19 protein-coding genes and 1 other annotated feature are annotated in these 19,448 nt (G+C 50.3%); of the genes, 1 reads left to right on the plus strand and 18 read right to left on the minus strand.

Going from position 1 to position 19,448, the window contains the following annotated elements; genetic code table 11:
- The first annotated feature begins 203 nt into the window (after positions 1–203).
- Positions 204–449, plus strand: a complete 246-nt coding sequence (locus tag ACZOWY_RS07930; protein WP_484395054.1) for a hypothetical protein — start codon at positions 204–206, stop codon at positions 447–449.
- Between the two features lie 64 nt (positions 450–513).
- On the opposite strand, the gene ileS is transcribed toward ACZOWY_RS07930, so the two are convergent.
- The 18 genes from ileS to ACZOWY_RS08020 all read right to left on the minus strand — a co-directional run bounded on the left by ileS (position 514) and on the right by ACZOWY_RS08020 (position 19,349).
- On the minus strand, positions 514–3,303 hold the full coding sequence (gene ileS / locus ACZOWY_RS07935; protein WP_484395058.1) for an isoleucine--tRNA ligase: 2,790 nt from the start codon (positions 3,301–3,303) through the stop codon (positions 514–516).
- Positions 3,304–3,348: 45 nt separating this feature from the next.
- Positions 3,349–3,573 (minus strand) — a binding site (T-box leader).
- 52 nt (positions 3,574–3,625) lie between these two features.
- Positions 3,626–4,312, minus strand: a complete 687-nt coding sequence (locus ACZOWY_RS07940; protein WP_484395061.1) for a histidine phosphatase family protein — start codon at positions 4,310–4,312, stop codon at positions 3,626–3,628.
- A gap of 1 nt (position 4,313) precedes the next feature.
- Entirely contained in the window at positions 4,314–6,050 is a 1,737-nt protein-coding gene (locus ACZOWY_RS07945) for a DivIVA domain-containing protein (protein ID WP_484395063.1), read from the minus strand.
- A 37-nt stretch (positions 6,051–6,087) separates the two neighbouring features.
- Complete coding sequence (locus tag ACZOWY_RS07950; RefSeq protein WP_484395068.1) at positions 6,088–6,873, minus strand: YlmH family RNA-binding protein; 786 nt, start codon at positions 6,871–6,873, stop codon at positions 6,088–6,090.
- Between the two features lie 2 nt (positions 6,874–6,875).
- Positions 6,876–7,703, minus strand: a complete 828-nt coding sequence (gene proC, locus ACZOWY_RS07955) for a pyrroline-5-carboxylate reductase (RefSeq protein WP_484395071.1) — start codon at positions 7,701–7,703, stop codon at positions 6,876–6,878.
- Complete coding sequence (locus ACZOWY_RS07960) at positions 7,688–8,269, minus strand: cell division protein SepF (protein WP_484395076.1); 582 nt, start codon at positions 8,267–8,269, stop codon at positions 7,688–7,690. The genes proC and ACZOWY_RS07960 overlap by 16 nt, the downstream gene beginning before the upstream one ends.
- 18 nt (positions 8,270–8,287) lie before the next feature.
- Complete coding sequence (locus ACZOWY_RS07965) at positions 8,288–8,989, minus strand: YggS family pyridoxal phosphate-dependent enzyme (RefSeq protein WP_484395079.1); 702 nt, start codon at positions 8,987–8,989, stop codon at positions 8,288–8,290.
- Positions 8,990–9,098: 109 nt separating this feature from the next.
- Positions 9,099–9,908 carry a peptidoglycan editing factor PgeF gene (gene pgeF, locus ACZOWY_RS07970; protein WP_484395083.1) on the minus strand — a complete coding sequence of 270 codons (810 nt, stop codon included), beginning with the start codon at positions 9,906–9,908 and terminating at the stop codon, positions 9,099–9,101.
- 32 nt (positions 9,909–9,940) lie between these two features.
- On the minus strand, positions 9,941–11,665 hold the full coding sequence (locus tag ACZOWY_RS07975) for a radical SAM protein (RefSeq protein WP_484395087.1): 1,725 nt from the start codon (positions 11,663–11,665) through the stop codon (positions 9,941–9,943).
- A gap of 24 nt (positions 11,666–11,689) precedes the next feature.
- Positions 11,690–13,174 carry a phosphate--AMP phosphotransferase gene (locus ACZOWY_RS07980; RefSeq protein ID WP_484395092.1) on the minus strand — a complete coding sequence of 495 codons (1,485 nt, stop codon included), beginning with the start codon at positions 13,172–13,174 and terminating at the stop codon, positions 11,690–11,692.
- Positions 13,174–13,716 (minus strand): hypothetical protein, encoded by a 543-nt coding sequence (locus ACZOWY_RS07985; RefSeq protein WP_484395098.1) that lies wholly within the window; start codon positions 13,714–13,716, stop codon positions 13,174–13,176. The genes ACZOWY_RS07980 and ACZOWY_RS07985 overlap by 1 nt, the downstream gene beginning before the upstream one ends.
- 83 nt (positions 13,717–13,799) lie before the next feature.
- A complete protein-coding gene (gene floA / locus ACZOWY_RS07990; protein ID WP_484395308.1) occupies positions 13,800–14,765 on the minus strand; it encodes a flotillin-like protein FloA in 966 nt (321 codons plus the stop codon).
- A 69-nt stretch (positions 14,766–14,834) separates the two neighbouring features.
- Entirely contained in the window at positions 14,835–15,290 is a 456-nt protein-coding gene (locus tag ACZOWY_RS07995) for a GatB/YqeY domain-containing protein (protein WP_484395102.1), read from the minus strand.
- A 15-nt stretch (positions 15,291–15,305) separates the two neighbouring features.
- Positions 15,306–15,482: a 30S ribosomal protein S21 gene (gene rpsU / locus ACZOWY_RS08000; RefSeq protein ID WP_093730635.1), complete on the minus strand. Its 177-nt coding sequence runs from the start codon at positions 15,480–15,482 to the stop codon at positions 15,306–15,308.
- A 257-nt stretch (positions 15,483–15,739) separates the two neighbouring features.
- Complete coding sequence (locus ACZOWY_RS08005) at positions 15,740–16,084, minus strand: histidine triad nucleotide-binding protein (protein ID WP_484395107.1); 345 nt, start codon at positions 16,082–16,084, stop codon at positions 15,740–15,742.
- Between the two features lie 217 nt (positions 16,085–16,301).
- Positions 16,302–17,666, minus strand: a complete 1,365-nt coding sequence (gene mtaB, locus ACZOWY_RS08010) for a tRNA (N(6)-L-threonylcarbamoyladenosine(37)-C(2))-methylthiotransferase MtaB (protein WP_484395111.1) — start codon at positions 17,664–17,666, stop codon at positions 16,302–16,304.
- A gap of 1 nt (position 17,667) precedes the next feature.
- Entirely contained in the window at positions 17,668–18,612 is a 945-nt protein-coding gene (prmA, locus tag ACZOWY_RS08015; protein WP_484395117.1) for a 50S ribosomal protein L11 methyltransferase, read from the minus strand.
- Between the two features lie 2 nt (positions 18,613–18,614).
- A complete protein-coding gene (locus ACZOWY_RS08020) occupies positions 18,615–19,349 on the minus strand; it encodes a 16S rRNA (uracil(1498)-N(3))-methyltransferase (RefSeq protein ID WP_484395122.1) in 735 nt (244 codons plus the stop codon).
- Positions 19,350–19,448 lie beyond the last annotated feature (99 nt).

Genomic DNA, 19,448 nt, shown 5'->3' on the forward strand with positions numbered 1-19,448 from the left:
GTTGCCTTAAAACGTTATTACCACTCACGTGTCCATGAAACTGCATTGATAAATTACAATAGCTCACACTTGTTAAAAATATAAATGTTCTTAACCATGCTTTTTTATACTATTACATTCAATCCTTTTTGTCAATTTTGTGCTATAATCATGATTGAAAAACCGCTTTCATCTTTCAATTTTACAAAGGAGATTTCAGCACAATGAACCTACTTACTTCATACAATAGCAATCGTTGCAATACCTTACTGAATCCCATCTGTTCCTTTCCGTTTTTCTGCGACGACGGCCGCGGCGATTACAATCGGAGCTATGACAAAGGCTACGACGATTTTGACTACGCCGACTATTCCACCGGCAAGGAAGACAACAACTTCCGTACACAGCAGAAGAAAAAGAGGAAAACGGAAAAGCAGATCATTGAAGATATTTTAAATCGGTGGGACTGAAATGCATAAAAGGTAATGCCTGCATCCACGTTCATTCATGGATACAGGCATCATTTTTTTACACTTATTCAACAACTGCAGCGCAGCGTTCGCACAGTTCCGGATGGGATGCGTTCTTGCCTACGGTTTCGCTGTAGGTCCAGCAGCGTTCGCACTTATGCCCGTCCGCCGGTTTTACGGTTACCTTCAGATCTGCGCGTCCGGTTTCTTCTTCCCCGCCGGAAGCGCCTTCATGCAATTCCACCTGCGACACGATCAGCAGCGCAGGCAGATCTTTTTCTACAGATTTTAAAATTTCCAGCGCTTCCCCTTCCGCATACAGTACAACTTTTGCTTCCAGCGAATTGCCGATGGTTTTGTTCTGGCGATGTCCTTCCAGCACTTTGGTCACTTCACCGCGGATTGCCAGGAAGTTATCAAATTTTGCTTCCAGCACGTCATTGATATATTCTTGCTTCACTTCCGGCCAGGGCAACATCTGTACAGATTCCGGCGAATTAGCAGGTTTCTTCATGAACTGCCATACTTCTTCCATGGTAAAACTCAGCACCGGGGACAGCATGACGATCAGATCGTTCAGCGTTTCGTACATAACAGTCTGGGCACTGCGGCGGACCGGATCGTCTTCTTTGGAAACATACAGGCGGTCTTTGATGATATCCAGATAGAAGCTGGACATTTCCACCGTACAGAAATTATGGATAGCATGGAACAGCACATGGAAGTCATAGGCTTCATACGCCGCTTCCACTTCCTTCTTCAGCTGCTGCAGACGCATCAGCGCCCACTGATCCAGTTCCGGCATGTCCGAAAAGGCAACCTTGTCTTTTTCATAATCAAAATCGCTGGTGTTGCCAAGAATGTAACGGATGGTATTACGGATCTTGCGATACGCATCCGACAACTGTTTCATGATTTCTTTGGAGATACGGATATCCTGTTTATAGTCGGCGGAAGCAACCCACAGACGTATGATATCCGCTCCGTACTGTTTGATCAGATCCTGCGGAGCGATGACATTGCCGACGGATTTGGACATCTTACGTCCTTCCCCGTCTACCACGTAACCGTGGGTCAGGACCGAATGATACGGCGCATGGCCGGTCACCGCCACGGAGGTCAGCAGGGAAGACTGGAACCAGCCGCGATGCTGGTCGCTTCCTTCCAGATACATGGCGCAGGGCCATTCCAGTTCCGGACGCTTCTTCATGACGCCCATATGGCTGGAACCGGAGTCGAACCATACATCCATGATGTCTTTTTCCTTACGGAAATGGGTATGCCCGCATTTCGGACACTTGGTATTTTCCGGCAGCAGTTCAGCTGCTTCGTATTTCCACCAGGAATCGCTGCCTTCTTTTTCAAACAGGTTAGCAATCTTTTCAATGGTCGCCTCGTTTACCAGCGGCTCATTGCATTTTTCGCAGTAAAAAATCGGGATCGGCACGCCCCATACGCGCTGGCGGCTGATACACCAGTCGTGACGGTCCGCAATCATATTATGGATACGCGGCTCGCCCCAGGCCGGGATCCACTTTACTTCATTATGGATGGCGTTCAGCGCCGCTTCCCGGAATCCGTCCACCGAAGCAAACCACTGCTCGGTAGCACGGTAGATGATCGGGTTCTTGCAGCGCCAGCAATGGGCATACTGGTGATGGATATTCTTTTTGCCCAGCAGGAAACCAAGTTCAGCCAGATATTTCAAAATCGGCACATTCGCGTCAAACACAAACAGGCCTTTAAACCGTTCGCCGGCTTCCGCCGTCATTTTGCCCTGTTCATCCACCGGGCAGACGATGGGCACATTGTACTTCAGGCAGGTCAGATAGTCCACGTCGCCGTGGCCGCCGGCGGTGTGCACGCAGCCTGTACCGGTTTCCAGATCTACGTAATCTGCTAAACAGATCATAGACTTGCGATGGTTATATTCCGGGAAAGGATGTTCGCATTCCGCATATTCCATCTCGCGGCCTTTTACCGTACCCAGCACGTTCCCCAGGGTCAGGCCCGCTTCCGCAGCTACCGTATTGACCAGTTCGCTGGCCATGAACAGCACTTCGTCACCGTTCTCAACAAAGGAATACTCAAAATCAGGGTTCAGGGTGACCGCCATGTTGCCGGGCAGAGTCCAGGGCGTGGTGGTCCAGATGACAACATACACTGGCCGGCCGTTTACGCCTTCCGGCGTTTTCCCATTGTCTTTTACCAGCGGGAACTTCACATAAATCGTCGGAGTCTTCTGGTCTGCGTACTCAATTTCCGCTTCCGCCAGCGCCGTTTCGCAATGAGGGCACCAGTAAACGGGCTTCAGTCCTTTATAAATATATCCTTTGTTGGCCATAGCGCCGAACACGCGGATCTGCTCCGCTTCAAACGGATGCTGCAGTGTCAGGTACGGGTGATCCCAGTCGCCCAGCACGCCCAACCGTTTGAATTCTTCCCGCTGGATGTCAATAAACTCATGGGCATACGCATCGCACTTGGCCCGCAAATCCAGCGCCGTCATGCTGTGACGGTCCACGCCCATGGCATTCAGACAGGCGTGTTCGATCGGCATGCCGTGGGTATCCCACCCGGGAACATACGGGGTGTCATAGCCCTTGGCATATTTATATTTCATAATAATATCTTTTAACACTTTATTTAACGCATGACCCATATGGATATGGCCGTTCGCATAGGGAGGTCCGTCATGGAGCACCCACTTGGTATGGCCTTCATGCAGCTTTTGTTTCTTTTCGTAAATCTTGTTCTCTTCCCAGAATTTCAAAAATTCCGGCTCGCGTTTGGGCAGGTTGCCCCGCATCGGAAATTCAGTCTCCGGCAAGTTCAGAGTTTTGCTGTAATCCACTTTCTCTTCCTCCTGATTTTTCGTAAAAAAATTAAGTCCCGTCCGAAAAGGGACGAGACTATACGTAACCCGTGGTACCACCCTCATGACAGAATACTTCCGCCACTCGTTCAACGCGATAACGTGCGTCACCCCGTCCATGCTTACTTTGTTTATTCAGCAGGCTGCTCCAAAGTGATCTTCACGCTGCTGAAAATTCTGTCCGGGCTTTCACCCTCCCCGGCTCGCTTTACCATTTCTGCAGGTTACTGTCTTTTTCACAGCAGTTATAGTGTTTTTATGCCCGGCACAAGAACATTATGCCTGTAATGAAGCTATTTTACTACTTTTGAAAAAAAGCGTCAATAGTTCCCAGTTTAAATTTGTGAATGCCATAGCCTTCCTGCATCCCTAAATGAGACAAATCGTTCAGCCGGAATATAGCATGTTCCTTCCATTTGTTGATGCCCAGAACTGACAAGCTGGACGGAAGGATGTCCACCGAAAAATTCAGCCGGTTCACATCGTCTATATCCATACCCAGCCAGGCAAATATAATATTCTGTATTGTCCCTTTATGGGAGATGATAATCAGGTTTTCTTTTTCCCATTCAGCCGCTTCCCGCATTCCGTCAACGGTACGCCGGAAAAACTCGCGCCGCGTTTCCCCACCGGGATAGTTGCGGTGATCCAGTTCCTTCAATGTTGCCGGAGGACAATACAGGCAACGGGCTTCGCTTTCTTTAAGGCCGGCTGCTTTACCGTTATTTTTCTCACGCAGAAAAGCATAATCCTCAACCTGTTTTATGCCCAGCCTTTTTGAAAAAATTACCGCAGACTCATGGGCCCTTTTCAAATCGCTGCACAGGATCCGGAAATGCGGCATTGTTCCGGCAAAATCCTTCGCCAGCTTTTCCGCGGCCGCCTCAATCTGTCTTCGGCCCTTTTCCGTCAGATCCGAATCTGTCCATCCTCCGGTAAAATGCTCCGTATGGTGCGTTGCTTCTCCATGTCGTATAAGAATGATCATATCAGGATTCCTTATTCTGCTCCGGCTTCGGATCAGCAATTTGAGATTCAGTTTTAACAGCTTCCCCAACCGGTTCCGGTTTTGTAACATTGCTTTGGGGTTTCGTTTCCGCCGTCTTCTGCAGTTCATTTAACGCTACACGCAGGTCAGCATTTTTACGGGGAAACCCGTTCCGGTTGAAAACCATCGTGCTGCGGGGTTTAAAACGGGGAAACAGAGGCTTGCGTGATGCATCCGCCACACCAGCGGAATTTGCATTTTTTGTTTCAGCAACTGTTTCGGGAGTTGCTTCTTTTGCCACTTCCTCCTGTGCCGGTTTACTCTCCGGCTCCGTTGTTCCGGTCTGCTCCGGTTTAGCAGTCTCCTGACTCACAGCCTTCTCTGCACCCTCTTCAGAAGAAAGAACTGCTTCTTCTGTGACAACTTCTACAGCCGGTTTTACTGCTTCCACATCTGCCTGTCCGGTCACAGTCTTCCCAGCTTCCACAAACGCAGCCGTATCATCGGTCCCTGCGACGACCGGTTCCGCTTTCGTTTCCAGAACCGGTTCTGCTTTCTTTACCGCCTGCAGCTTGGGCTGGACCATCTGGTCCACCGCATATTCCGCATCAAAATTATCATACAACGATAACTGGGACTGCAGCAGGCTCTTAAGCTGTTTACTCTGGGAATTTGCCTTGTTTACCATGGCATTATAGGTATCCATGGCCGCAGCGGCTTTTGTCTCTGCAACGAACACCATCTTCTGGCTTCGTTCCGTGGCTTCCTGGACCATGGAACGACTCCGTTCAGTCGCTTCATGAATCATGGAGCGGCTTTGATCCGTGGCTTCTGCCATTATTTTCTGAGATTTTTCTGTTGCCTCTGCAATCATATTCTGGGATTTCTGCGTAGCTTCCGCCACCATATCCTGTGACTTTTGCCGTGCTTCCGCAATCATATCCTGAGACTGCTTCTGGGCATTGGCAATCATCTCATGGGATTTTTGCGTCGCTTCCGCTACAATATTCTGAGATTGCTGGTTGGCATCTGCCATTACCTGGTTGGCATGAGCTGAAGCTTCTGCTGTCAGAGTACGGGCCTGATCCCGACTGTCAGCCAGCTGGGACTTGCAGTTTTCTTCCGCCTGCACTTTCATCTTGGCCACTTCAATTTCCGCCAGGCTTTTCATTTTGTCTACGAAGGACTGGGCCTCTTCCCTCAGCTTGCTTGTCGTAGAGTCTGTTTTGTTGCGCAGACCCAATGCGTAGGAATCCGCATCCGTACGGGTAGATTTTCCGTAATCGTCCGCTTCGCCCCGGGTTTTGGACGCATATTCATCCGCCAACTTCCGGACCTTTTCCGCATAAGCGTCCGCCTCGGATTTCATGCGGGTAATCTCAGCTTCCGTATCTGCGCGCAGCTTATTGCAGAAAGAAACAGCAGCCTCTTTCTGCTTATTGCAGGCCAGTTCTGTCTCTCTGGTCAGCACTTCTGCCTTTTGCATGCTGCTCTTTTTCACTTCGTCCGCAGTTTCCTGCGCTACAACCAGCGTACTCTGCATGGTGCTTTCCATCCGCTGATAGTATTCCAGTTTGGCGCTGACACGCTCTACGGAATCCTTTAATTCCACATTATCCTGATATAACCGTTCATAATCCCGGGAAATCTGCGAAAAGAACTGATTGACTTCATCCGTGTCATAACCACGAAAACCTTTGGAAAATGTTTTTCCATTTAAGTCCAATGGTGTAAGCATAGCGTTTCCTCCTGCATCATTACCTACATTTCTTTAGTTATATATAACGCTTCAGTGTAATCGCACAGCGACCCTTTTTCGTCGTGCCTCGGATTTCAGAAAGTTCCACCCGTCCCCTCCCTCGGAACGAAATGATATCACCTTCCGAAACAGCCTGAGATGCGTTTTTAGCTTCTTTCCAGTTGATTTTCACATTCTGGCTTTTAATTTCATCCGCCATCCGTGAACGGCTGATTCCATAACCCGCCGCTGCCACCGCATCCAGGCGCAATGCCGCCACGGTAGCTGAAATGATCTTGATCTTTTCTTCCTTTGCCTGCAATTCCTCTCTGCCAATCTGCCGGAGGCTCACATTAGCAGCACCAATCTGAGTCAGGTTGCTTTCGATGTAATTAGCAAAGGCTTTGTCTGCCACAAACTGGGCCCCTTCCGGCACCAAAACGATATCGCCCTGGATCTCGCGTTCGCAACCCATGCCCATAAACGCACCCAGAATATCCCTGTGACCAACTGTATAATAACGCTTATCCCAGGTAACGAGATAGCAGACAATCCCAAAATCCGGTGTTCCGTAAAAATCTTCTGACACAAAGGCCGCCCTGGCCCGTTCCGCATTGGCAAACCCGCCATCAGTTTCCAGACGGATCCCGTCAAAATTTGCAGCCACGATTTCAGCCACATTTTGGCCGTGCGGATCCAAAAAGCCGCTGACCTTGTACTTTGAAGTTTTCTTCGCCGCTTCCGCAAGATCAACTAACCGTGCCGCCAGTTCTTCATCCCCGCCGGCTTTAAAATAACGCAGTATTTTATCCCTGTCTGCCATGCTTATTTGTTTCCCTTTAACTCTTCGCTGCGGGCGAGCACAGCCTGTACCGCATTGTACAGCGCTCCCCGTACAGCACCATTCTCCAGCGCTTTGATACCGGCAATGGTAGTTCCGCCGGGAGAAGTTACCATATCGCGCAGTTCGGCAGGATGTTTGCCCGTTTCCAGCACCATCTTTCCTGAACCGGCAAACGTCTGAGCCGCCAGTTTGATAGCCGCCGCTCTGGGAAGTCCGGCCATTACACCTGCATCCGCCAGCGCGTCAATCATCACGTACACATATCCCGGACCGCATCCGGAAACGGCAGTAACGGCTTCAATATCCTTTTCCTGGATCCGCAGCGTTTCTCCGCAGCAGCCGAAAATTTGCTCCGCCGTTTTCACCGCGTCTTCTCCCACGCCGCTGCCGGGCGCAATCGCGGTCATGCCTGCCCCCACTGCCAGCGGGGTGTTTGGCATGGTACGGATGACAGGATTTCCTTTAAAAATCCCGGCTATTTTTTCAATTGTAACAGATCCCATGATGGACACGATAACCGCTTTGTCCGGCACAGCCGAAACCAGCGCACCGTCCAGCACGCTGTCTACCATCTGCGGCTTAATCGCCAATACGATCATGTCCGCGTTCCTGACCGCTTCACAATTATCTACCAGGCCGGTTATGCCGTAGGTTTCGTGCAGATAATCTGCCCGTTCCTTCCTGTGTGCTCCTACACAAACCATGGCCGGGTCAATCAGCCCGGCGCCGGTAATGCCTTTGATAATCGCTTCCCCCATAGCGCCGCCGCCAATAAATGCCAGTTTTTTCAAATTCAGTTTTTCGGCCACGAGGATCCCCCTCTTTCTCCGCCATACACTTCTGCTTCCGCATCAATGTCCACATTGCGCGGCGCACAGACCAGAATATTCGGTCCAATCGTACGGATCGTGCCATTTAATGCATAAATCGTTCCGCTGATAAAATCCGTCATACGTTTCCGCACAGCGGGTTCCGTCGTTTCAAAGTTTACTACCACAGGCTGATCGTTCCGCAGATAGTCAGCCACCTTCTGGGAATCGTCAAAGCTCACAGGTTCGATTACAACAACACGAACTTCCGTGGTCGTTTTCATCTGAATTGTACGGTTTTCCTTTTTATTTTTACGCACCCGGGACAACAGACCGGTTTTTTTCTCTTTTACCTCTTTTTCTTCAGGAGCCGGTACAACCTCTTCTTTCACCACAGGAACAGGAGCCGGCCGGACTGCTTTCGGGAAAGCTTTTTTTACAGGCCTTTCTGCCGCTTCTTCCTCTTCCGTTTCTTCGTCCTCTTCATCCATTACACGGTCCGGATCGTCCGGATCATACAGCCCCAACGCATCTGAAATCCGTTCCAAAAACTTCTTTTTTCCCATAATCTGGTCTCCTTTGTATTAATAGCCCCGATAATTGTAATTCCTCGCACCAAACAACGCCGTACCCACACGCACCATATTGGCGCCCTCCTCCACGGCAATCGCGTAATCGCTTGTCATACCCATGGAAAGGTAATCTATATCATTCCGCTGCTTCTTCAGTTTGCAATAATACTCGTATCCCTGCCGGAACACAGCATGCAGTACTTCCTGATCCGAAGTATTCGGCGCAATGACCATGATGCCCCGCACTCTTATATGGGGAAACGAATCCAGCAACGGCAGTACAGCATCATACTCTTCCGGCAAAAAGCCCGTCTTCTGCGGTTCACGCGCCACATTGATCTGCAGAAGAACATCTATGACCTTATCCTGTTTTGTTGCTTCCTTCTCCAGTGCCCGTAACAGATGTTCACTGTCTGCAGATTCAATCAGGTCAAACAGTTCCACCGCCTGCTTTGCTTTGTTGGTCTGCAGGTGCCCGATCAGGTGCCATCTGCCCGGATGTCCAATCTGCTCCTGCTTTTCCCGGGCTTCCTGTACCCGGTTTTCACCGATAGTACCGACACCCAGCGCTTCTATTTCCGTTATTACAGCAGCCGGATGGTTCTTTGTCACTGCAACCAGGCAGACCGAGTCCCCGGTTTCCTTTTCCTCTGTACGGTTCGCTATGGCCGATGCAATTGTTTCCCTTACATTACGCAGATTGTCTGCCAACATAAAACCAGACCTCTTTAGAAATAATATAAATATATATAATAAGAATTATACCACATTAAAGCATAACAGATAAAGAGTATTTCAGCAAGAAAAAAGAGAAGAGTGATTTTTATCCTTTTCTGCACAGGCAAACGCCCATGCGTCCCGTCCTTCCGTTTTCATAACGGTAGGAACAGAACAGTTCCGGATTATGATTTGTACACACACCGGAAACGGAAATACGGGAAAGTGTAACCCCCGCTTCCATCAACTGCAACCGGTTGACCTGCCACAAATCCAGCCAGTATTTGCCGTCACACTTTTCCGTAAAACAGGATGCATATTCCTGCATTTGGTTTCTTACAGCATCATCCACTTCATAACAGCATGAGCCGATGGAAGGACCGATGGCCGCCAGAATGTTTTCCGGTTTGACGCCAAACGCTTCGGTCATGGCGGAGACTGTTTTCTTTGCAATCTGCGCCGCGGTTCCCCGCCAGCCCGCATGAGCCAGTCCGATAACACCTGTTTCGGGATCGGCCAGCAATATGGGAACACAATCAGCATAAAACAACAACAAAGGTACATCCGCCAGATTGGTAACAAGAGCGTCTGTTTCCGGAACCGTATCTGCAAAAGAAATCGCACCGCTGCCGGCCAGTTTTTCTGTAACTATCCTCACATTACTGCCGTGTACCTGGGCACAGGTCGTAAACCGTTCTTCCTTCACACCGATAGCTTCCGCAAATTTTTTCCGGTTGCGAAGCACCTTTTCCGGATTATCCCCCACATGCAGTGCCAGGTTCAACGTGCCGGGAACGATATCACTTTCTCCGTGGATCCGGCAGGAACAGGCCGTAATAAAACCAGCCTTTGCAAAGCTGGAAAAGTATCCGTACCAAACATTATTATGTGACGTCACTTTGAAATCATTTTGCATTCTATTTCCTCTTTTGGATTTCATTTTCGAATTTATTGATTGCAAACGCCACAACGTTTACAACCTTCAAAGCAATTTGGAGTAAACTTACCCATGTTCGAATTAGCCCGTTCTTTCAACAGATACGCTTTGGTCACGCCCATATCCAGGTGATCCCAGGGAAGCGTTTCTCTGGTTTTTATCTCACGGCAGGCATGTTCTTCCGGCATGATATGATAGAACTGAAACGCTTCTTTTAACTCCGTCCGGTTTTCCGCCGCCCATAATAAAATTTTCCCAATTCTCCGGTCACCCCTTGCCAAAACAGCCTGTAACACCGTCTCTTTCAGTGACTCAGTCAGAAGACGGATTCGCCTGTCTTTCCTGAATCCGTTTTGTAACATCTTAAACCGCCGTTTCAATACTTTTACATCTTCCAGAGGTGACCACTGGTATGGCGTAAACGGTTTAGGGATAAATGCATTTACAGAAAGCACCAGGTCACCCTTATGCCCCAGTTCATCCATGCGTTTCCGTACCCGGTGAATCAGCGCAATCATCTCCTCGATATCCTCGTCTTCTTCACCGGGCAAACCGATCATAAAATACAGTTTATTATTCGGCATTCCTGCCAGGGCTGCATATTCCATCGCCTGATAAATATGCTCTTCATTGATTCCTTTGTTAATAGCCGCCCGCATCCGGGCACTGCCTGCTTCCGGCGCCACTGTCATGGTACGCTGCCCGCTTTTTGCCAGTGCCTGCACCAACGGCAGGTCCAGGGAATCTGCACGCAGAGATGCACAGGAAAACGGGATTTCCTCGTCGATCAGGGTCTCCGTCAGTTTTGCCATTTCGGGATAGTCGGATACTGCGGCCCCCATCAGTCCCACCTTCGCCGTCTGTTCCGGACGGTGACGGATATCCTGCAGCAACAGCTCCAGTTTTCGATTGCGGGGCTTTCGGAAACAGTAGCCAGCCATGCAGAACCGGCAATGCCGTCCGCACCCTCTGGCTACTTCCACAATAAACATGTTTGCAAATTCCGTATAAGGCGAAATAATGGCTGAAGTATGGGGATATGCATCCAGGTTTTTCACCCACTGGCGTCTGATTTTTTCCGGTACGGCTTCCAGCCGTTCCATACCGGTAAAGTCTCCCGCCTCATCGTATTGCGGCTGATAGAACCGCGGCACGTACACCCCCGGTAACGCTGCCGCAGCCAGCAGCTTTTCCTTCCTCGTCTTCTTTTCCATCCGCAGCTGTTCCAAAAGCCGCAGCAGCTCCGGCAATGTTTCTTCCCCTTCGCCGATGACCACAAGATCCGCAAACTCCGCCAGCGGTTCCGGGTTAAAAGTTGCACATGGACCGCCGATGATGACAAAAGGATCCCTTTCTCCCCGTTCTTCCGAGAGCAGTTTAATGTGCCCCATCTGCAGCTGGATCAGAAAGTTAAGATAATCCATTTCAAAAGAAAGGGTAGCGCAGATATACGGAAAGTCTGCCAGCGGGCGTTGGTTCTCCATAGAAAACAACGGTGTTTTCGTTTTGGCGTACTCGGCCCGTTTCCTGGCTTCCGGCAGGAAAACGCGTTCGCAGGCCCAGCCCTCCCGGTTCAGGATCTGATACAGAATATGAAGCCCCAGGTTAGACATCCCCAGATGATAGGTATTCGGGTATAAAAAAGCCACCGGGGTTCTCCGCCCCGGGGCAAATATCTGGGTTCCGATTTCTGTTGCAAGGATTTCCTTTATCTCTTTTTGCAGATTCCAGCTCAAACAACTGACCTCGCTTTATCATTCTTATTTTTCTTTCAGCTTTTTCTCCAGCGCTTCAATGATGCTCTTCAGCACTTTCAGCCGCGCGTAGTACTTGCTGTTGGCTTCTACAATGATCCAGGGCGCATAGTCGGTATTGGTGCGGCCGATCATTTCATTGACTGCGTCTTCATATTCGGCCCACTTGGCCCGGTTGCGCCAGTCTTCGTCGGTAATCTTCCACAGTTTTTCCGGATTGTTCTCCCGTTCTTTGAAACGGCGGGCCTGTTCGTCTTTATCGATCTGGAGCCAGAATTTAAGGACGACCATGTTGGCTTCCGCCCATTCCTTTTCCATTTCGTTGATTTCGTCATAGCCCCGGCGCCAGTCCACGTCCGGCGTGATCTTTTCAATCCGTTCAACCATGACGCGTCCGTACCAGGTACGGTCAAACAGCGCAATCTGCCCGGGCGCCGGAATGTTGATCCAGAAACGCCACAGGTAATGGAACATACGCTCTACCGCATTAGGGGCAGAATACGGATGTACGCTGAAATCCAGCGGATCCAGCGCTTCGGCCACGCGTTTGATGGCGCCGCCCTTACCGCCGGCATCCCATCCTTCAAATGCCAGGATTGTGGAAATACCTTTGTTGAACGCTTCCACCTGTAATTCACGGAGACGTTTCTGGTATGCGTCCAGTTTTTCCTTATACTCGTCCTTGCTGATATCTTTACTTAAATCCACCTTGCTGAGGATATCATACTTCCGCTTGCTGTCGCTGACGTTGGTGGACAGGCGCTGTGCTTCTTTGTATGTAGTAAACGCTTTCACCGCCTTGTTAATACCGTCAACCACTGCGTTAAAGACTTCGTATTCCGCCACGTCCACGTCTTCCCCGCTGATCAGGTGCCAGGGGGCATTCTCCGTGTCAGTCGCTTCCAGCATTTCGTCATACCGTTTGTAAAATTTTTCGTAATTTCCTTCTTCGGTATAAATTTCCTGAACCGGCTTCCACGCCTTGCCCGTTTCTTTGATGATATTCTTTTTATTCTTCTCCTGCTGCTTTTCCGAAACATGCACGAAGAATTTTAACAGGCAGTAATGACCGTCCGTCAGCTGCTTTTCAAAGGCATTGATTTCATCATAGCTCGTCCTGACCGATTTTGTTTCATTCTTAACTTCAATATCGTTTTTCAGATAGTACCAGCCATGACGGTAAATCGAAATGTGGCCCGGAGGCGGAAGGCGCTTCCAGAAAGAGGTAAAGAAGGGCTGCAGTCTTTCTTTTTCCGAAATTCTTGTAGCTGTGTATACATGGAACCCACGGGCATCCATAAACTGCATCATTTTCCCGACGATTTCACTGCGGCGGGAATGGCGCCAGCCCTCAAAAACCATGATAACAGGCATGCCAGCATCTCTGGCAGCGCGCTGCGCCTTGCCCAGCTCATAGCCCAGTTTTTCATCCAGAAGCTTTTTCAATTCTGATTTTTTTAGTTTCGCGTCAAGATCCACTTTTTTTAACATTAGAAATTGTCCTCCTTCCAAGGCGTAATGCCACGTGGCTTATCCAGTATGACCTGTAACCGGATGCCCCGTTTTAAGTCCTGTTTATTTAAGCGGGGGCGAACGTCCTGACCCGTTCCCCCGGTTTGCAGCCCGATTTCGCCGTCAGCCAGCTGTGAAAGGCTTTGTCTGCTGTTTTGTAACTGCTTTCTTTTTTTTACAATCTGCTCTGATTCCTTCCGTACATCTTCCACCTCGTGATGGGATATGCTTCCGTCCGGCTCTCTCCGCAGGCTGTCTTCTTCCCGGCAGACTGCATCGTGATCTTGCAGAACGGTTGTCTGTTCTTCTCCGCCCGGTGAAGGAGATGTCTTCCACAGTTCAGGCTCCTGCTCTTCTGTGGGCAGCGGCGGCAGGTCAACCGTGTCGAAGTCCGGCAGCTTCCTGTCCGGGAAAAAGATACGGGCTTCCCGTTTCAGCTGCCGCGCCAGTTCTTCCTCTTCCGAGATGCGTTGTTCTTCACGAATCGGAACGGCAGGTATGTAATTCTTGTTAAAAAACATAACAAAACTCCTGCAGAATAAAAGGATACACAAACGATCCCGTCCATGTTCACATGGTTTCACATCATTCTACGCGATTGCTCTTATGCTTCTTCCGGTGTATCTGTTCCGGAAATGGCCTTGCGCATCTGGGTATCCGCGTTGATATTGTTCATGCGGTAATAATCCATCACACCCAGACGTCCCTGCCGCAATGCGTCTGCCATAGCCTCCGGCACCTTGGCTTCCGCTTCTACGACCTTGGCCTTCATCTCCTGCGTGTATGCTTTCATTTCCTGTTCCTTGGCCACTGCCATGGCGCGGCGCTGTTCCGCTTTTGCCTGGGCGATACGCTTGTCCGCTTCTGCCTGATCGGTCATCAGGGCGGCACCGATATTGCGCCCCACATCCACATCCGCTATATCGATAGACAGAATCTCAAAAGCAGTGCCCTCATCCAGTCCTTTATCCAGAACCGTTTTGGAAATATGTTCCGGCGATTCCAACACATCGGTATGCATTTCTGAAGAACCGACCGTAGATACAATGCCCTCCCCGACGCGGGCAATGACCGTTGCTTCCCCGGCGCCGCCGACCAGTCGTTCAATGTTGGCGCGCACGGTAACCCTCGCTTTGACGCGCAATTCAATCCCGTTTTTCGCCACCGCGCCAACTACCGGCGTTTCAATGACTTTCGGGTTAACGCTCATCTGCACGGCTTCCAGCACATCGCGGCCGGCCAGATCGATAGCACAGGCCCGTTCAAAGGTTAGGTTAATGGCCGCCCGGTGCGCCGCAATCAGTGCATCGATGACCCGGTCCACGTTGCCGCCGGCCAGATAATGGGCTTCCAGCTGATCGGAATTCACATGCAGGCCGGCCTTGTTCGCCTTAATCAAAGGCAACACGATTTTATCCGGCGGTACCCGGCGCAGCCGCATACCTACCAGATTGAAAATGCTGATACTGACGCCCGCAGATATGGCTGAAATCCAAAGCCCCACCGGCACAAACTGCAAAAAAATAAACACACCGATGATGATCAGGAACAGGCTGGCGCTGCCGCCCATTAATAATTTTGACATAAATTCCTCCTGATTACAAAAATAACAGTGCCTCCCGACACTGTTATTTGTTGTTTACTGTAATAAGCTTTTCACGATGGTGTTGATCCGTTTGCCATCAGCACGTCCCTGCACCTGAGGCATAACCGCCTTCATGACCTTTCCCATTTCTTTCGGGCCCGTGGCGCCGACGGAAGCAATCGCTTCTTTAATGATAGCCGTCAGTTCTTCATCGCTCATAGCTGCCGGCAGATACGCTTTCAGGATTTCCAGTTCCTTATTGGTCTGTTCAATCAAATCCTCGCGTTTGCCTTTGATGAATTCAGCCAGGGAATCTTCCCGCATCTTGACTGCCTTCATAATAACAGCTAACACTTCATTTTCAGTAAGCTCTTCTTTGTTTTTTCCGTTGATCTCCGCATTGCGGATGTCGGACCGGACCATCCGGATCACTTCCAGACGAAGCTTGCCTGCTTCCCTGTCCTTCATCGCCTGCTTCATATCAGCCATCAGTTTTTCTTTTGTGGTCATCCGACCCGCCTCCAATTATCTGGATTTACGTTTTCTGGCTGCTTCGGATTTTTTCTTGCGCGCAACACTGGGTTTTTCGTAGTGTTCGCGTTTTCTAACTTCGGAAAGAATGCCAGCCTTCTGGGTCGCACGTTTGAAACGACGCAGTGCGCTTTCCAGTGACTCGCCTTTGCCAACTTTAACTTCTGCCATCTGATCTCCCTCCCTCCACACACTTAGGGAAGTGTTCGGTTTATTTCATCATATCCAGATGCCATAACACACCTGTACATAATTTTACCTGTAGATTATATCGCAAATGGCAGAATCTGTCAATAAATCCGCACCGCCAAATCCCGTTCTTTTCACAGTTTTTTTGTGAAAAAAATGAAAAGAAACAAGTTATGCGGAAGTATGATATCTTACAGGATAATCTCCGCGACTGGAATAACAAAAAACAGTCCCATGATTTATTCTTTCGGGAAGGGCGGCCAGCCCATGGCTTTCCCGCCGATCAGATGGATGTGCAGATGCTGTACGGTCTGCCCTCCGTCTTTTCCTGTGTTAATGATCAGACGGAAGCCGTCTTCTTTAACGCCAAGCTTTTCGGCAATCTCCGCAACCTTGCCAAGCATATAGCCAACCAGCGAAGGTTCTGCTGCCATCACATTGTCTGCATGGGTCTTGGGAACTAAAAGCACGTGTACCGGGGCTGCCGGTTCCAGATCCTTGAATGCAACCATCTTGTCGTCTTCGTACACTTTGTTGGAAGGGATTTCGCCTGCCGCGATTTTGCAAAAGATACAGTCACTCATGATTATGCCTCCTGTCATTTAATGATGCTTTTAGAAAAAGAATTCGCAAAACCGTCTACGATTGCTATTCCATGGATTCATTCGCCTATGGCTTCGAAACTCGGGTTTCGCCCTCAGACAGTCTCGCCATTGACGGCTCATTTCATCTCATGGAACAACGCAATCCTTTCCGATGTTTTGCTCATTTCTTTTCCTAAAACTGCAACTTCTATTTAAATTATATGATTACTCCTTTACACTTGTCAATTAAGGCTTCCGTGATTTTTACATCGATTATTTTTCCGCACAATGATTCATCGCCGGCAAATTCTACGCGGATATAGTTATCCGTTAACCCTTCGATGAGACAATTTTCTTTTTTATTACCGTGCGCCTCTTTGCAATTTCGCACTTCCGCTATTTTTCCTGAGTCTTTTACCACCTGTTCGGCCAGCACGCGACGAACGGTTCCGATACTTTTTGCAAAATAAGCCTGCTGCATTTCGCGGTCCAGCTCCGCCAGTTTTTCCACACGATGCTTCTTTACGGGTTCCGGAATCTGATCGCTGCGTGCGGCAGCCGGGGTGCCTTTGCGTTTGGAATATGGGAAGATGTGCATCTTGGCAAAGCCGCATTGTTTTGCAAAGTTGCAGGTAGCGGCAAAGTCATCTTCCGTTTCGCCGGGAAAGCCCACGATGACGTCTGTCGTGACTGCAATGCCAGGAACTTTGTTACGGATCTGCGCCAGCAACGTTGCGAACCTCTCTGTATCGTACGGGCGGCGCATATCTTTCAGTATTTTATCGCAGCCGCTCTGCAACGGTAAATGCAGATGAGGACACAGACGATGATCTTCCGCCATCAGGTCCAGTAACCGCTCTTCCACCTCCACCGATTCCAGGGAACCCAGCCGCAGCCGCTGCAGTTCCGGAACAGAAAGCGCCGCTTGCACCGCGTCGTATAACGTTGTCCCGTCTTTCATCTCTTTTCCGTAACAGCCTAAATGAATGCCGATCAGGACCATCTCTTTGTATCCGGCTTTTGTCAGGCGCTCCACTTCTTCTTTTATACTTTGCAGGCTACGGGAACGGAGCGGGCCTCTGGCGTAAGGAATAATACAATAGGAACAATATTGGTTGCAGCCTTCCTGAATTTTCAGATAGGCCCGGGTCTTGTCCGCCTCGTTACCGCCGGACATTTCCTCAAAGCGTGTATCCTGCTCCCAGCGGCGCACTTCGTCATCTGTTTGATTCTGCTTTCTTTCCAGCGCCGCTTCCACCAGCATCACAATCTTCGCCCGGTCCTGGGTGCCAATGAGCAGATCCACCCCATCGATGGCTTTCACTTCTTCCGCCGCGGTCTGGGGATAACAGCCCGTCACCACGATCAGCGCGTCATTCTCTTTGCGGATGGCACGCCGGATCATCTGCCGTGATTTTTGCTGCCCCGTATTGGTCACCACACAGGTATTCACCACATACACATCGGCCTCTTCCGTAAAATCGCAAACGGTGTAGCCCGCCTGCCGGAACAGTTCCTGCATGCTGGCCGTATCCGCCTGGTTCACTTTGCAGCCCAATGTCATAAACGCAATTCTTTTCATCTCATTCCGCTTTCTCCATCAGAAGTCCTACCCAGTCTTTGGTGCGGGTCACTTCCTTCACCCGCAGCCCAACGTTCGCCGCAGCCTCTGTCACATCCTGCTGATAATTTTCAATGATGCCGCTGGCGAAGAACAGGCCGCCCTCTTTCAGCTTGCCGGGAATATCCGGCAGCAGCAGGATGATAATATCCGCTAAAATATTGGCAACGATCACGTCCGCCTGTCCTTCCGTCCCATGGAGCAGATCCCCCTGCTTCACTTCGATGCGGTCTGCCAGCCCGGCCTTGGCAATATTTTCCTTTGCCGTCCGCACCGCCACGCCGTCTATGTCCACAGCCTTTATTGTTTTTGCGCCCAGTTTTGCCGCCGTCATGGCCAGGATGCCGCTGCCGGTTCCCACATCAAACACAGTGCTGTCCGGATGAATGATCTTCTCCATCGCTTCCAGCACAAGGCAGGTGGTAGGATGGGTTCCTGTCCCGAAGGCCATGCCCGGATCCAGTTCCAGCACCACATCATCCTCTTCAGGTTCATACGCTTCCCAGGACGGTTTCACCACAATGTGTTTCCCCACCCGCGTCACATGGAAGTACTGCTTCCACTCATTCGACCAGTCCGTTTCGCTGACCTTCCGGAACAGCGTGGATCCCACGCGGAATTTCCCAATCCGTGTTTCCACAGCAGCCAGCTCTGCCTCGATCCGTTGCAGCCGCTTCTGCAGTTCCCCGTCTTCCGGGTAATAGGCCGTCACCGTCACAATGGATAAATCCGTCTCTTCCGGCAGCGGATCGCACAGTTCAAACGGCAATGACTTGCGCACGGTTTCATACAGTACCGGGTCTTCAATGGCCACTCCATTCCGTGCGCCGGCCTCCCGCAAAATTTCCGCCGTTACTTCTTCCGCTTCCTGTTTCACTTTTATGCTGACTTCCAGCCATTTTTCCATGTTCATATCCCCAGATTATCTGTTTCGTACAAAATCGCAGCAACCGCTACCAGCCCTGCGGTTTCTGTCCGCAAAATGCGCCGTCCCAGGCTCACCGCGATACCGCCGCTTGCCTGCGCCAACGCAACTTCTTCATTGGAGAGCCCGCCTTCCGGGCCAATGACCACCCCAATGCGTTTTGCCTCTTTATGATTCTGCAGCGCTTCTTTCAGGCTCATCCGGTTTTCGCTTTCATAGGCAATCAGCAGCAGGTCCCATGTAGTATTATGCAGGATCTGCTCCGGCTTCATCACATCATGCACCGCCGGGATCACATCCCGTTTGCTCTGTTTAGCCGCGGCTTCCGCAATCTTCCGCCAGCGTTCCACTTTCTTCTCTGCTTTGGAACGATCCAGCGCCACAACCGAATGGGTCATCGCAACCGGATAAATATCTGTAACCCCGATCTCTACAGCCTTCTGTATGATCAGCTCCATCTTCTCGCCTTTAGCCAGCCCCTGCAGCAGGGAAATCTGCACGTCCGGCTCGTGGGACTCCCGCAGGATCTCACAGGCTGCAACAGTCACCACATTGGCAGCAGCGGCGGTAATTTCCCCCACAAAACTGATCCCGTCGTCCGCCACCACCTGCAACCGGCCGCCGGGACCCATTCGCAGCACATCAATAATGTGGTGGGCATCCTGCCCGGTAATCTGCATTTCATTTTTAAAAGGCTTCGGAATAAAAAAACGGTGCATAGGAACCTCTCGCAAAAACAATATATGGTTTATTATAACACAGATTCCTGTAATTGCGGAAAATAAAACGGCGCATCCTGTTGTTGCAAGCCGCGCCTG

It is taken from the genome of Succiniclasticum sp., from assembly GCF_056977735.1.

Bases quoted from the DNA above. Each gene is read 5' to 3' on its own strand.
- ACZOWY_RS07930 (WP_484395054.1), top strand. From the start codon at position 204: ATGAACCTACTTACTTCATACAATAGCAATCGTTGCAATACCTTACTG.
- ACZOWY_RS07940 (WP_484395061.1), bottom strand. From the start codon at position 4,312: ATGATCATTCTTATACGACATGGAGAAGCAACGCACCATACGGAGCAT.
- ACZOWY_RS07945 (WP_484395063.1), bottom strand. From the start codon at position 6,050: ATGCTTACACCATTGGACTTAAATGGAAAAACATTTTCCAAAGGTTTT.
- ACZOWY_RS07950 (WP_484395068.1), bottom strand. From the start codon at position 6,873: ATGGCAGACAGGGATAAAATACTGCGTTATTTTAAAGCCGGCGGGGAT.
- ACZOWY_RS07960 (WP_484395076.1), bottom strand. From the start codon at position 8,269: ATGGGAAAAAAGAAGTTTTTGGAACGGATTTCAGATGCGTTGGGGCTG.
- ACZOWY_RS07965 (WP_484395079.1), bottom strand. From the start codon at position 8,989: ATGTTGGCAGACAATCTGCGTAATGTAAGGGAAACAATTGCATCGGCC.
- pgeF (WP_484395083.1), bottom strand. From the start codon at position 9,908: ATGCAAAATGATTTCAAAGTGACGTCACATAATAATGTTTGGTACGGA.
- ACZOWY_RS07980 (WP_484395092.1), bottom strand. From the start codon at position 13,174: ATGTTAAAAAAAGTGGATCTTGACGCGAAACTAAAAAAATCAGAATTG.
- ACZOWY_RS07985 (WP_484395098.1), bottom strand. From the start codon at position 13,716: ATGTTTTTTAACAAGAATTACATACCTGCCGTTCCGATTCGTGAAGAA.
- floA (WP_484395308.1), bottom strand. From the start codon at position 14,765: ATGGGCGGCAGCGCCAGCCTGTTCCTGATCATCATCGGTGTGTTTATT.
- ACZOWY_RS07995 (WP_484395102.1), bottom strand. From the start codon at position 15,290: ATGACCACAAAAGAAAAACTGATGGCTGATATGAAGCAGGCGATGAAG.
- rpsU (WP_093730635.1), bottom strand. From the start codon at position 15,482: ATGGCAGAAGTTAAAGTTGGCAAAGGCGAGTCACTGGAAAGCGCACTG.
- ACZOWY_RS08005 (WP_484395107.1), bottom strand. From the start codon at position 16,084: ATGAGTGACTGTATCTTTTGCAAAATCGCGGCAGGCGAAATCCCTTCC.
- mtaB (WP_484395111.1), bottom strand. From the start codon at position 17,666: ATGAAAAGAATTGCGTTTATGACATTGGGCTGCAAAGTGAACCAGGCG.
- prmA (WP_484395117.1), bottom strand. From the start codon at position 18,612: ATGGAAAAATGGCTGGAAGTCAGCATAAAAGTGAAACAGGAAGCGGAA.
- ACZOWY_RS08020 (WP_484395122.1), bottom strand. From the start codon at position 19,349: ATGCACCGTTTTTTTATTCCGAAGCCTTTTAAAAATGAAATGCAGATT.